This is a genomic window from Staphylococcus sp. HMSC36A10, from assembly GCF_001838845.1.
GTDB classification, from domain to species: Bacteria; Bacillota; Bacilli; order Staphylococcales; family Staphylococcaceae; genus Staphylococcus; species Staphylococcus aureus.
Genome location: NZ_KV839122.1, coordinates 264,550 through 278,566, shown reverse-complemented (window position 1 = coordinate 278,566; position 14,017 = coordinate 264,550). Strand labels below are relative to the sequence as shown.

The window sequence follows — 14,017 nt, the reverse complement described above, 5'->3', positions numbered from 1 at the left end:
TTTACATTGCCTAAGAACTTAATGTCCCAAGCCCATTTTTTTAAATGTATTTAATTATAGGATTTCGGGCCCCTGAAAAGTCCCTAAAATTTTGAATAGTATCAAAATCTATAGGAATAATATAATAATAAAAATCTCTACGCATGCAAATGGTGAGTGTTAAAAATCTTGGTGTAGTGTTGGTGTAGTTCAGGTGCAGTATAGATGAAATTTGAGCACAAAATTACTTAATTAAAAATGTATAAACAAGTGTCAGACGCGTGTCAATTGTGTGTCAAAAAATTCTATAACGAATAAGCATACTTGTTTTAATTACTGTATTTTCGTGGCTTATGCGGGGGACGTTTTGGTGACGCATCATACTATATTACTGAAATTCAAAACAAAAAGAGCCCCGTAATCACGGAACTCTTTTGTTTGGTAATGCGTATAAAAATACCTATAAACGTCCTGGGAGGGATTCGAACCCCCGACCGATGGCTTAGAAGGCCATTGCTCTATCCAGCTGAGCTACCAGGACACGTTTAACAACACAAGAATTATTATATCTAAATGAACTTAAATTAGCAATACCTTGTAAATAAAAAATGTTTATATTTTTCACTATTATAGAGCTATTTATCTAAAAAGGTTCAATAAGACTTAAATACGAATTCAGGCAACTTAATTGTGTTAAATACAGTTTTGAATGCCTAACTGTATTTCTTTTCTCTTTAAAATACAGTTAAGTACATTATAAGATGTTGTGCGGATAAACAAACTAATTGCATCAAATTTATTTTAAAATAACAACAACAAAACGTTAAGCGAATAACATTTCGGTGATTTAAAAGCTACGCACGTTTTTGTTATCTTCAAATTTAAATTTTAAGGAGTGTTTTCAATGGAAGGTTTATTTAACGCAATTAAAGATACCGTAACTGCAGCAATTAATAATGATGGCGCAAAATTAGGCACAAGCATTGTGAGCATCGTTGAAAATGGCGTAGGTTTATTAGGTAAATTATTCGGATTCTAATTTCAATATGTTATGTAAGTAATCAGTATTATTTCAAAGGTGAGGGAGAGATTTAAATGACTGGACTAGCAGAAGCAATCGCAAATACTGTGCAAGCTGCACAACAACATGATAGTGTGAAATTAGGCACAAGTATCGTAGACATCGTTGCTAACGGTGTGGGTTTACTAGGTAAATTATTTGGATTCTAATATAATAACTAATATTCTTTAAAATAAACTGGGTGAGCATACTTTAATGTTATGCACTCAGTTTATTTTATTTGCAGAAATTTGAGCCTCTGTTAAGATTTAGATACATAGACAATATAGGAGATGGGGAAATTGGGATATAAAAATATTTTGATAGACTTTGATGATACAATTGTTGATTTTTATGATGCAGAAGAATGGGCGTTTCACTATATGGCGAATGTTTTTAATCATAAAGCAACAAAGGATGATTTTTTAACATTTAAAAAAATCAATCACCAACATTGGGAAGCTTTTCAACAAAATAAATTAACGAAGTCTGAAGTATTATCAGAACGATTTGTGAATTACTTCAAACATCATCAAATGGAAGTTGATGGGCATCGTGCAGATGTGTTATTTAGAAATGGATTAGCAGAAGCTAAAGTTAAATACTTTGATCAAACATTAGAAACAATTGTCGAATTATCGAAAAGACATGATTTATATATTGTTACTAATGGTGTAACCGAAACGCAAAAGAGAAGGTTAAATCAGACGCCGTTGCATAAATATATTAAAAAGATATTTATATCTGAAGAAACAGGATATCAAAAACCTAATCCGGAATTTTTTAATTATGTTTTTAATGATATTGGTGAGGATGAAAGACAGCACTCGATTATAGTTGGAGATTCTTTAACATCTGACATTCTAGGTGGAATCAATGCGGGTATAGCTACTTGCTGGTTTAATTTTAGAGGATTTGATCATAATCCAGGAATTATACCTGATTATGAAATTAATTCATGGAAACAACTAAATGATATTGTACGTTAAGACAAATAATTTGAAAATGATTTACTTATATTAGCTTAAGAAAGTAATTGTAAAAAAGACACTACGAAAAGATGCATTTTCATGCTCGTAGTGTCGAATATTATTATCTTATGGTTTCCACAATAAGACATCATGTCCCTCTATATTTTTAGCTTCCACATCTGTAAATCCATGATGTAAAAAGAAATCCTTAGAATCATTTCTGCCAATGGCTTTAATTGGCATATTGAAACTCTTTGCAAAATCAATCAATTCTGAAGCGTACCCTCTGTTTTGATATTTTGGTAATACTTCTAACTTCCATAATAATATATAATCTTCAAAATCTGGGAAGTAGATTTCTTCGACATCACCTTTTTTTAGTAATGCCATTCTAGCTCCTAATTGATCTCCGACAAATATGCCATAAAATGGTGAATCTGAACTTGCATCAATCATTTGACCGTTTAACTCATTGACCATGTATAAGTCTTTGTTGCCAAACGCTCTAAAGTTTTCGAATAATTCGTCAGTTTTGTAATTAATTTCAAGACGTTTGATTTCACTCATATTTATCTACCCCTTATTTGTTTACTACTATTATTATACATTAAACCACTTGTGTTTTTCATTGATTTGAAAATGTAAAACAATGAATATTATAAATTTTCCATGATTAAATTGATTTTCAAGCCGTAAAATTGTCAATCACCGGTATAGACTTTATACTATAGTTTGTAATCGCGTACTTAAGGAGAAAAAACATGGACTGTAAAGTAGTTAGTTTAAATGAAAAAGATCAGTTTATACCAAAAATAAAGAGCAGTGACCCTGTAATAACAGGATTATTTCAATATGATGCAGCTCAACAAACTAGTTTTGAAAAAAGGATGTCTAAAGAAAATAATGGAAGAGAAGCGGCATTAGCGAATGTTATTCGTGAATATATGAGTGATTTAAAGCTTTCAAGTGAACAAGAATTAAACATACAACATTTAGCTAATGGTTCAAAAGTTGTGATTGGTGGACAACAAGCAGGGCTTTTCGGGGGACCATTGTATACATTCCATAAAATATTTTCAATCATTACTTTATCTAAGGAATTAACGGATACACATAAGCAACAAGTAGTACCAGTTTTTTGGATTGCAGGAGAAGATCATGATTTCGATGAAGTGAATCATACATTTGTTTATAACGAAAATCATGGGTCGCTGCATAAGGTTAAATATCATACAATGGAGATGCCAGAGACGACTGTCTCTAGATATTATCCTGATAAGGCTGAGTTGAAACAAACTTTAAAAACGATGTTCATTCATATGAAAGAAACTGTTCATACACAAGGTCTACTGGAGATTTGTGACAGAATTATTGACCAATATGACTCGTGGACTGATATGTTTAAAGCACTACTGCATGAAACATTTAAAGCATATGGCGTTCTATTTATAGATGCGCAGTTTGAGCCGTTAAGAAAAATGGAAGCGCCTATGTTTAAAAAGATTTTGAAAAAACATCAGTTGCTTGATGATGCTTTTAGAGCAACACAACAACGTACTCAAAATCAAGGCTTGAATGCGATGATACAAACAGATACAAATGTTCATTTATTCTTACATGATGAAAATATGCGTCAATTAGTTTCGTATGATGGTAAGCATTTTAAATTAAATAAAACAGATAAGACATATATAAAGGAAGAAATTATAAATATTGCGGAAAATCAACCTGAATTATTTTCTAATAATGTAGTGACAAGACCATTAATGGAAGAATGGTTATTTAACACGGTGGCATTTGTTGGAGGACCGAGTGAAATTAAGTACTGGGCTGAACTAAAAGATGTATTTGAACTATTTGATGTTGAAATGCCTATCGTGATGCCAAGGCTTAGAATTACTTATTTAAATGACCGTATAGAAAAATTACTTTCGAAATACAATATTCCATTAGAAAAAGTGTTAGTCGATGGTGTTGAAGGAGAAAGAAGTAAGTTTATTAGAGAACAAGCATCACATCAATTTATTGAAAAGGTAGAAGGTATGATTGAACAACAGCGTCGTCTAAACAAAGACTTATTAGATGAAGTGGCGGGGAATCAAAATAATATTAACCTTGTGAATAAAAATAATGAAATTCATATACAACAGTATGATTATTTGTTAAAACGTTATCTTTTAAACATTGAAAGAGAAAACGACATCAGTATGAAGCAATTTAGAGAAATTCAAGAAACACTCCATCCAATGGGAGGATTACAAGAAAGAATATGGAATCCACTTCAAATTTTGAATGATTTTGGGACAGATGTGTTCAAGCCCTCCACCTATCCACCACTTTCTTACACTTTTGATCATATTATTATAAAACCTTAATATACCAAGGGTTTAGCCCGATTTATCTTAATGATAAATCGGGCATTTTTTTGTTTTTTAAAATAAATTTCACAAATTTTGTATAAATAGTGGTGGATAGTGGGGAGATGTGGTAAATTATATATAAGGTGAGGTGATAAAAAATGTTCATGGGAGAATACGATCATCAATTAGATACAAAAGGACGTATGATTATACCGTCCAAGTTTCGTTATGACTTAAATGAGCGTTTTATTATCACAAGAGGCCTTGATAAATGTTTATTCGGTTACACTCTAGACGAATGGCAACAGATTGAAGAGAAAATGAAAACCTTACCTATGACAAAAAAAGACGCACGTAAGTTTATGCGTATGTTCTTCTCTGGTGCTGTTGAAGTAGAACTTGATAAGCAAGGGCGTATTAACATCCCTCAAAACTTGAGGAAATACGCTAATTTAACTAAAGAATGTACAGTAATCGGTGTTTCAAATCGTATTGAGATTTGGGATAGAGAAACTTGGAATGATTTCTATGAAGAATCTGAAGAAAGTTTCGAAGATATTGCTGAAGATTTAATAGATTTTGATTTTTAAAATGGAGGAATTGAAGTGTTTCATCATATCAGCGTTATGTTAAACGAAACCATTGATTATTTAAATGTAAAAGAAAATGGTGTGTACATTGACTGTACGCTAGGTGGAGCGGGACATGCCCTTTATTTACTAAATCAATTAAATGACGACGGAAGATTAATAGCAATCGATCAAGACCAAACTGCAATTGATAATGCTAAAGAGGTATTAAAGGATCATTTGCATAAGGTGACTTTTGTTCATAGCAACTTCCGTGAATTAACTCAAATATTAAAAGACTTAAACATTGAAAAAGTAGATGGAATTTATTACGACTTGGGTGTTTCAAGCCCACAACTCGACATTCCAGAACGAGGATTCAGTTATCACCATGACGCAACATTAGACATGCGTATGGACCAAACACAAGAACTAACAGCATATGAAATTGTTAACAATTGGTCATATGAAGCGTTAGTGAAGATTTTTTATCGCTATGGCGAGGAGAAATTTTCAAAACAGATAGCTCGAAGAATCGAAGCACATCGCGAACAACAACCAATAACAACAACATTAGAATTAGTTGACATTATAAAAGAAGGTATTCCTGCAAAAGCAAGAAGAAAAGGCGGACATCCTGCAAAACGAGTATTTCAAGCACTACGAATTGCAGTAAACGATGAATTGTCAGCTTTTGAAGATTCAATAGAACAAGCGATTGAATTAGTGAAAGTAGATGGCAGGATTTCGGTAATCACTTTCCATTCTTTAGAAGATCGTTTATGTAAACAGGTGTTCCAAGAATATGAAAAAGGTCCAGAGGTACCAAGAGGATTACCAGTTATACCAGAAGCATATACACCTAAGTTAAAGCGTGTTAATCGTAAACCGATTACCGCTACAGAAGAAGATTTAGATGACAATAACAGAGCACGAAGCGCGAAATTACGTGTAGCTGAAATACTTAAATAAGGAGCAATTTATAATGGCTGTAGAAAAAGTGTACCAACCATATGACGAACAAGTTTATAATAGTATACCGAAGCAACAACCACAAACTAAGCCCGAAAAGAAGACTGTTTCGAGAAAAGTGGTTGTACAATTAACTAAATTTGAAAAAGTTTTATACATAACTTTGATTACTGTAATTGCTATGTTAAGTATTTATATGCTATCTTTAAAAATGGATGCGTATGATACGCGAGGAAAGATTGCAGATTTAGATTATAAAATAGATAAACAATCAAGTGAAAACAGTGCTTTACAATCTGAAATCAAAAAGAATTCTTCTTATGAACGCATATACGAAAAGGCTAAGAAACAGGGGATGAGCCTTGAGAACGATAATGTAAAGGTAGTGCGTAGTAATGGCGAAGCAAAAAATTAAAATTAAAAAAAATAAAATAGGGGCAGTCCTACTTGTTGGTTTATTCGGACTGCTCTTTTTTATATTGGTTTTAAGAATTTCATATATCATGATTACTGGACATTCTAATGGTCAAGATTTAGTCATGAAGGCAAATGAAAAGTATTTAGTTAAGAATGCACAACAACCAGAACGAGGAAAGATATATGATCGTAATGGTAAAGTGCTAGCAGAAGATGTAGAAAGATATAAACTTGTTGCAGTAATAGATAAAAAGGCGAGTGCCAATTCTAAAAAACCTAGGCATGTAGTTGATAAAAAAGAGACTGCAAAGAAATTATCTACAGTCATTAATATGAAGCCAGAGGAAATTGAAAAGAGACTTAGTCAAAAGAAAGCTTTCCAAATTGAATTTGGACGCAAAGGAACAAATTTAACGTATCAGGACAAATTGAAAATAGAGAAAATGAATTTGCCTGGTATTTCTTTATTGCCTGAAACAGAACGCTTTTATCCAAATGGCAATTTTGCATCACACTTAATTGGTAGAGCTCAGAAAAATCCGGATACTGGTGAACTTAAAGGTGCACTTGGAGTTGAAAAGATTTTTGATAGTTATTTAAGTGGATCTAAAGGATCATTGAGATATATTCATGATATTTGGGGATATATCGCACCAAATACTAAAAAAGAGAAGCAGCCTAAACGTGGTGATGATGTCCATTTAACAATCGATTCAAATATTCAAGTATTTGTTGAAGAAGCTTTAGATGGCATGGTTGAAAGATACCAGCCGAAAGATTTATTTGCGGTTGTCATGGATGCCAAAACTGGAGAAATTTTAGCATACAGTCAGCGACCAACATTTAATCCTGAAACTGGTAAAGACTTTGGTAAAAAGTGGGCAAATGACCTTTATCAAAACACATACGAGCCTGGATCAACATTTAAATCATATGGGTTAGCAGCTGCTATTCAAGAAGGTGCTTTTGATCCTGATAAGAAATATAAATCTGGACATAGAGATATTATGGGTTCACGTATTTCAGACTGGAATAGAGTCGGTTGGGGTGAAATCCCAATGTCACTCGGATTTACTTATTCATCTAATACATTGATGATGCATTTACAAGATTTAGTTGGTGCAGACAAAATGAAATCTTGGTATGAACGATTTGGATTTGGAAAATCAACTAAAGGTATGTTTGATGGAGAAGCACCTGGTCAAATTGGATGGAGTAATGAGTTGCAACAAAAAACGTCATCATTTGGTCAATCGACAACAGTAACACCTGTTCAAATGTTACAAGCGCAATCAGCGTTCTTTAATGATGGTAATATGTTAAAACCATGGTTTGTGAATAGCGTTGAAAATCCTGTTAGTAAAAGACAATTTTATAAAGGGCAAAAACAAATCGCAGGCAAACCAATAACAAAAGATACTGCTGAAAAAGTTGAAAAGCAATTGGATTTAGTTGTGAATAGTAAGAAGAGTCACGCTGCAAACTATCGTATTGATGGTTATGAGGTCGAAGGTAAGACTGGTACAGCACAAGTCGCTGCACCTAATGGTGGTGGATACGTTAAAGGTCCAAACCCATATTTTGTAAGTTTTATGGGTGACGCGCCGAAGAAAAATCCTAAAGTTATTGTATACGCTGGTATGAGCTTGGCACAAAAAAATGACCAAGAAGCTTATGAATTAGGTGTTAGTAAAGCGTTTAAACCAATAATGGAAAATACTTTGAAATATTTAAATGTAGGTAAATCAAAAGATGACACATCTAATGCAGAGTATAGTAAAGTGCCAGATGTTGAAGGTCAAGACAAACAAAAAGCTATTGATAATGTGAGTGCAAAATCATTAGAACCAGTTACTATTGGTTCTGGCACACAAATAAAAGCACAATCTATAAAAGCAGGGAATAAAGTCTTACCTCATAGTAAAGTACTGTTATTAACAGATGGAGACTTAACTATGCCTGACATGTCAGGATGGACGAAAGAAGATGTCATTGCTTTTGAAAACCTAACAAATATTAAAGTAAATTTAAAAGGTAGCGGTTTTGTGTCCCACCAATCAATTAGTAAGGGACAAAAACTTACTGAAAAAGATAAAATAGACGTAGAATTTTCATCAGAGAATGTAGACAGCAATTCGACGAATAATTCTGATTCAAATTCAGATGATAAGAAGAAATCTGACAGTAAAACTGACAAGGATAAGTCGGACTAACAAGAATGGCTACATTAAATTAGGATGTATTGTCACTATTTGTTTTTACTAAAGTAATGCTGTGATAGAAAACAACATCTTCATTTAATCTTTATAAATAAGTGTTGATAGAGAATTTTAAGGTAGACGAGGTCAGATTAACTTGTTTGTTATAGGCAAACTTTTTATACTGGCCTCTTATGCCGTAAAAAAGAAAAATTATAAATTTTGATTACAACTTTGTTTATTTAATTGAAAAATTGATAATATATTAGTGGTTAAAAAAGTCTGGATTAAGAAGAGGAGATAGTTATGATTTTTGTATATGCGTTATTAGCGCTAGTGATTACATTTGTTTTGGTACCTGTTTTAATACCTACATTAAAAAGGATGAAATTTGGTCAAAGTATTCGAGAAGAAGGTCCACAAAGCCATATGAAGAAGACTGGTACACCAACGATGGGTGGACTAACATTTCTATTAAGTATTGTGATAACGTCTTTGGTGGCTATTATATTTGTAGATCAAGCTAATCCAATCATACTGTTATTATTTGTGACGATTGGTTTTGGGTTAATTGGTTTTATAGATGATTATATTATTGTTGTTAAAAAGAATAACCAAGGTTTAACAAGTAAACAGAAGTTTTTGGCGCAAATTGGTATTGCGATTATATTCTTTGTTTTAAGTAATGTGTTTCATTTGGTGAATTTTTCTACGAGCATACATATTCCATTTACGAATGTAGCAATCCCACTATCATTTGCATATGTTATTTTCATTGTTTTTTGGCAAGTAGGTTTTTCTAATGCAGTAAATTTAACAGATGGTTTAGATGGATTAGCAACTGGACTGTCAATTATCGGATTTACAATGTATGCCATCATGAGCTTTGTGTTAGGAGAAACGGCAATTGGTATTTTCTGTATCATTATGTTGTTTGCACTTTTAGGATTTTTACCATATAACATTAACCCTGCTAAAGTGTTTATGGGAGATACAGGTAGCTTAGCTTTAGGTGGTATATTTGCTACCATTTCAATCATGCTTAATCAGGAATTATCATTAATTTTTATAGGTTTAGTATTCGTAATTGAAACATTATCTGTTATGTTACAAGTCGCTAGCTTTAAATTGACTGGAAAGCGTATATTTAAAATGAGTCCGATTCATCATCATTTTGAATTGATAGGATGGAGCGAATGGAAAGTAGTTACAGTATTTTGGGCTGTTGGTCTGATTTCAGGTTTAATCGGTTTATGGATTGGAGTGCATTAAGATGCTTAATTATACAGGGTTAGAAAATAAAAATGTATTAGTTGTCGGTTTGGCAAAAAGTGGTTATGAAGCAGCTAAATTATTAAGTAAATTAGGTGCGAATGTAACTGTCAATGATGGAAAAGACTTATCACAAGATGCTCATGCAAAAGATTTAGAATCTATGGGCATTTCTGTTGTAAGTGGAAGTCATCCATTAACGTTGCTTGATAATAATCCAATAATTGTTAAAAATCCTGGAATACCTTATACAGTATCTATTATTGATGAAGCAGTGAAACGAGGTTTGAAAATTTTAACAGAAGTTGAGTTAAGTTATCTAATCTCTGAAGCACCAATCATAGCTGTAACGGGTACAAATGGTAAAACGACAGTTACTTCTCTAATTGGAGATATGTTTAAAAAAAGTCGCTTAACTGGAAGATTATCCGGCAATATTGGTTATGTTGCATCTAAAGTAGCACAAGAAGTAAAGCCTACAGATTATTTAGTTACAGAGTTGTCGTCATTCCAGTTACTTGGAATCGAAAAGTATAAACCACACATTGCTATAATTACTAACATTTATTCGGCGCATCTAGATTACCATGAAAATTTAGAAAACTATCAAAATGCTAAAAAGCAAATATATAAAAATCAAACGGAAGAGGATTATTTGATTTGTAATTATCATCAAAGACAAGTGATAGAGTCGGAAGAATTAAAAGCTAAGACATTGTATTTCTCAACTCAACAAGAAGTTGATGGTATTTATATTAAAGATGGTTTTATCGTTTATAAAGGTGTTCGTATTATTAACACTGAAGATCTAGTATTGCCTGGTGAACATAATTTAGAAAATATATTAGCAGCTGTGCTTGCTTGTATTTTAGCTGGTGTACCTATTAAAGCAATTATTGATAGTTTAACTACATTTTCAGGAATAGAGCATAGATTGCAATATGTTGGTACTAATAGAACTAATAAATATTATAATGATTCCAAAGCAACAAACACGCTAGCAACACAGTTTGCCTTAAATTCATTTAATCAACCAATCATTTGGTTATGTGGTGGTTTGGATCGAGGGAATGAATTTGACGAACTCATTCCTTATATGGAAAATGTTCGCGCGATGGTTGTATTCGGACAAACGAAAGCTAAGTTTGCTAAACTAGGTAATAGTCAAGGGAAATCGGTCATTGAAGCGAACAATGTCGAAGACGCTGTTGATAAAGTACAAGATATTATAGAACCAAATGATGTTGTATTATTGTCACCTGCTTGTGCGAGTTGGGATCAATATAGTACTTTTGAAGAGCGTGGAGAGAAATTTATTGAAAGATTCCGTGCCCATTTACCATCTTATTAAAGGGTGTGAGTATTGATGGATGATAAAACGAAGAACGATCAACAAGAATCAAATGAAGATAAAGATGAATTAGAATTATTTACGAGGAATACATCTAAGAAAAGACGGCAAAGAAAAAGATCAAAGGCTACACATTTTTCTAATCAAAATAAAGATGATACATCTCAACAAGCTGATTTTGATGAAGAAATTTACTTGATAAATAAAGACTTCAAAAAAGAAGAAAGCAATGATGAAAATAATGATTCTGCTTCTAGTCATGCGAATAATAATAATATCGATGATTCTACAGACTCTAATATTGAAAATGAGGATTATAGATATAATCAAGAAATTGACGACCAAAATGAATCGAATGGAATTGCATTCGACAACGAACAACCTCAATCAGCTCCTAAAGAACAAAATAGCGACTCGAATGATGAGGAAACAGTAACGAAAAAAGAACGAAAAAGTAAAGTAACACAATTAAAGCCATTAACACTTGAAGAAAAGCGGAAGTTAAGACGTAAGCGACAAAAACGAATCCAATACAGTGTTATTACAATATTGGTATTGTTGATTGCTGTTATATTAATTTACATGTTTTCACCACTTAGTAAAATTGCGCATGTAAATATAAATGGAAATAATCACGTTAGTACTTCAAAGATAAACAAAGTTTTAGGTGTTAAAAATGATTCAAGGATGTATACGTTTAGTAAAAAAAATGCTATTAATGATCTCGAAGAGGATCCATTAATCAAAAGTGTTGAGATACACAAGCAATTACCAAACACATTAAACGTAGATATCACAGAAAATGAAATTATTGCTTTAGTGAAATATAAAGGTAAATATTTACCTTTATTAGAAAATGGTAAATTGCTTAAAGGTTCAAATGATGTCAAAATTAATGATGCACCTGTCATGGATGGTTTCAAAGGTACAAAAGAAGATGATATGATTAAGGCGTTATCTGAAATGACACCTGAAGTTAGACGATATATTGCCGAAGTGTCATACGCCCCAAGTAAAAACAAACAAAGCAGAATTGAATTGTTTACGACGGATGGACTTCAAGTAATCGGTGATATTTCGACGATATCTAAGAAAATGAAATATTATCCGCAGATGTCACAATCATTATCAAGGGATAGTTCGGGTAAACTAAAAACACGAGGCTATATTGATTTATCAGTCGGTGCTTCATTTATCCCATACCGTGGAAACACGTCTAGTCAATCAGAAAGCGATAAAAATGTGACTAAATCATCTCAAGAGGAAAATCAAGCAAAAGAAGAATTACAAAGCGTTTTAAACAAAATTAACAAACAATCAAGTAAGAATAATTAAAAAATTTTGATATTGTCTATGTTTATAGTTCACAAGCCATTCAACGTATTGTAAACTAAGGATAGTGTATTTTTTTAATAGTAATTTGTCAGGAGGTGCCTATCTATGGAAGAACATTACTACGTAAGTATTGATATTGGATCATCAAGCGTAAAAACAATAGTAGGCGAGAAATTTCACAATGGTATAAATGTGATAGGTACAGGACAAACCTACACGAGCGGTATAAAAAATGGTTTAATTGATGATTTTGATATTGCGCGACAAGCAATCAAAGACACAATTAAAAAGGCATCAATCGCTTCGGGTGTTGATATTAAAGAAGTTTTCCTGAAATTACCTATCATTGGAACGGAAGTTTATGATGAATCAAATGAAATCGACTTTTATGAGGATACAGAAATCAACGGTTCACATATCGAAAAAGTATTAGAAGGTATTAGAGAAAAAAATGATGTGCAAGAAACAGAAGTAATTAATGTGTTCCCGATTCGTTTTATAGTCGATAAAGAAAATGAGGTTTCAGACCCTAAAGAATTAATTGCCAGACATTCATTAAAGGTTGAAGCAGGCGTAATTGCTATTCAAAAATCGATTTTAATTAATATGATTAAATGCGTAGAAGCATGTGGTGTTGATGTATTAGATGTTTACTCTGATGCATATAACTATGGTTCAATCCTAACAGCTACTGAAAAAGAGTTAGGTGCATGTGTCATTGATATTGGTGAAGACGTTACGCAAGTTGCTTTTTATGAACGCGGTGAATTAGTAGATGCTGATTCTATCGAAATGGCAGGGCGTGATATTACAGACGATATTGCACAAGGATTAAACACTTCTTATGAAACTGCTGAAAAAGTTAAACACCAATATGGTCATGCATTCTATGATTCTGCTTCAGATCAAGATATCTTCACTGTTGAACAGGTTGATAGTGATGAAACAGTACAGTATACTCAAAAAGATTTGAGTGACTTTATTGAAGCGCGTGTAGAAGAAATATTCTTCGAAGTATTTGATGTTTTACAAGATTTAGGATTAACAAAAGTAAATGGTGGGTTTATTGTAACTGGTGGATCTGCAAACTTACTTGGCGTAAAAGAATTATTATCAGATATGGTAAGTGAAAAAGTTAGAATTCACACGCCATCACAAATGGGAATTAGAAAACCTGAATTTTCTTCAGCAATTTCTACAATTTCTAGTAGTATCGCTTTTGATGAGTTATTAGATTATGTTACAATTAATTATCATGATAATGAAGAAACTGAAGAAGATGTTATTGATGTGAAAGACAAAGATAACGAATCTAAATTAGGCGGATTTGATTGGTTTAAACGTAAAACAAACAAAAAAGATACTCATGAAAATGAAGTAGAGTCAACAGATGAAGAAATTTATCAATCAGAAGATAATCATCAGGAACATAAACAGAATCATGAACATGTTCAAGACAAAGATAAAGATAAAGATAAAGAAGAAAGTAAATTCAAAAAACTAATGAAATCTCTATTTGAATGATTATTGGCC

Annotated in this window: 13 protein-coding genes and 1 tRNA gene; 12 read left to right on the top strand and 2 right to left on the bottom strand. The window is 32.3% G+C overall.

Annotated elements, in window-relative coordinates; all coding sequences use genetic code 11:
* Window positions 1-446 precede the first annotated feature (446 nt).
* A tRNA-Arg gene (locus HMPREF3247_RS10440) sits at window positions 447-520 on the bottom strand.
* 363 nt (window positions 521-883) lie between these two features.
* Between HMPREF3247_RS10440 and HMPREF3247_RS10435 the strand changes: the two genes are divergently transcribed.
* From HMPREF3247_RS10435 to HMPREF3247_RS10425, 3 genes are all read left to right on the top strand, one after another.
* Window positions 884-1,018 carry a beta-class phenol-soluble modulin gene (locus HMPREF3247_RS10435; protein ID WP_000398672.1) on the top strand — a complete coding sequence of 45 codons (135 nt, stop codon included), beginning with the start codon at window positions 884-886 and terminating at the stop codon, window positions 1,016-1,018.
* Between the two features lie 56 nt (window positions 1,019-1,074).
* A complete protein-coding gene (locus HMPREF3247_RS10430) occupies window positions 1,075-1,209 on the top strand; it encodes a beta-class phenol-soluble modulin (protein WP_000147103.1) in 135 nt (44 codons plus the stop codon).
* A 123-nt stretch (window positions 1,210-1,332) separates the two neighbouring features.
* Window positions 1,333-2,028 carry a YjjG family noncanonical pyrimidine nucleotidase gene (locus HMPREF3247_RS10425; protein ID WP_001788648.1) on the top strand — a complete coding sequence of 232 codons (696 nt, stop codon included), beginning with the start codon at window positions 1,333-1,335 and terminating at the stop codon, window positions 2,026-2,028.
* Window positions 2,029-2,136: 108 nt separating this feature from the next.
* On the opposite strand, the gene HMPREF3247_RS10420 is transcribed toward HMPREF3247_RS10425, so the two are convergent.
* Entirely contained in the window at window positions 2,137-2,577 is a 441-nt protein-coding gene (locus tag HMPREF3247_RS10420; protein ID WP_001289711.1) for an N-acetyltransferase, read from the bottom strand.
* A gap of 194 nt (window positions 2,578-2,771) precedes the next feature.
* Here HMPREF3247_RS10420 and bshC point away from each other — a divergent pair, with 194 nt between their 5' ends.
* From bshC to ftsA, 9 genes are all read left to right on the top strand, one after another.
* Window positions 2,772-4,385 carry a bacillithiol biosynthesis cysteine-adding enzyme BshC gene (gene bshC / locus HMPREF3247_RS10415; protein WP_000340475.1) on the top strand — a complete coding sequence of 538 codons (1,614 nt, stop codon included), beginning with the start codon at window positions 2,772-2,774 and terminating at the stop codon, window positions 4,383-4,385.
* Window positions 4,386-4,528: 143 nt separating this feature from the next.
* A complete protein-coding gene (gene mraZ, locus HMPREF3247_RS10410; protein ID WP_000480800.1) occupies window positions 4,529-4,960 on the top strand; it encodes a division/cell wall cluster transcriptional repressor MraZ in 432 nt (143 codons plus the stop codon).
* Between the two features lie 15 nt (window positions 4,961-4,975).
* Window positions 4,976-5,911 carry a 16S rRNA (cytosine(1402)-N(4))-methyltransferase RsmH gene (rsmH, locus tag HMPREF3247_RS10405; RefSeq protein ID WP_000468384.1) on the top strand — a complete coding sequence of 312 codons (936 nt, stop codon included), beginning with the start codon at window positions 4,976-4,978 and terminating at the stop codon, window positions 5,909-5,911.
* A gap of 13 nt (window positions 5,912-5,924) precedes the next feature.
* Window positions 5,925-6,326, top strand: a complete 402-nt coding sequence (ftsL, locus tag HMPREF3247_RS10400) for a cell division protein FtsL (RefSeq protein WP_000257598.1) — start codon at window positions 5,925-5,927, stop codon at window positions 6,324-6,326.
* Entirely contained in the window at window positions 6,307-8,541 is a 2,235-nt protein-coding gene (locus HMPREF3247_RS10395; RefSeq protein WP_001118663.1) for a penicillin-binding protein, read from the top strand. The genes ftsL and HMPREF3247_RS10395 overlap by 20 nt, the downstream gene beginning before the upstream one ends.
* Before the next feature lie 291 nt (window positions 8,542-8,832).
* A complete protein-coding gene (gene mraY / locus HMPREF3247_RS10390; RefSeq protein WP_000578458.1) occupies window positions 8,833-9,798 on the top strand; it encodes a phospho-N-acetylmuramoyl-pentapeptide-transferase in 966 nt (321 codons plus the stop codon).
* Between the two features lies 1 nt (window position 9,799).
* Window positions 9,800-11,149: a UDP-N-acetylmuramoyl-L-alanine--D-glutamate ligase gene (gene murD / locus HMPREF3247_RS10385; protein WP_000935991.1), complete on the top strand. Its 1,350-nt coding sequence runs from the start codon at window positions 9,800-9,802 to the stop codon at window positions 11,147-11,149.
* Between the two features lie 15 nt (window positions 11,150-11,164).
* Window positions 11,165-12,484 carry a cell division protein FtsQ/DivIB gene (locus HMPREF3247_RS10380; RefSeq protein WP_000342179.1) on the top strand — a complete coding sequence of 440 codons (1,320 nt, stop codon included), beginning with the start codon at window positions 11,165-11,167 and terminating at the stop codon, window positions 12,482-12,484.
* A gap of 105 nt (window positions 12,485-12,589) precedes the next feature.
* Window positions 12,590-14,008 (top strand): cell division protein FtsA, encoded by a 1,419-nt coding sequence (gene ftsA, locus HMPREF3247_RS10375; protein WP_001608325.1) that lies wholly within the window; start codon window positions 12,590-12,592, stop codon window positions 14,006-14,008.
* The last annotated feature ends 9 nt before the right edge of the window (window positions 14,009-14,017 follow it).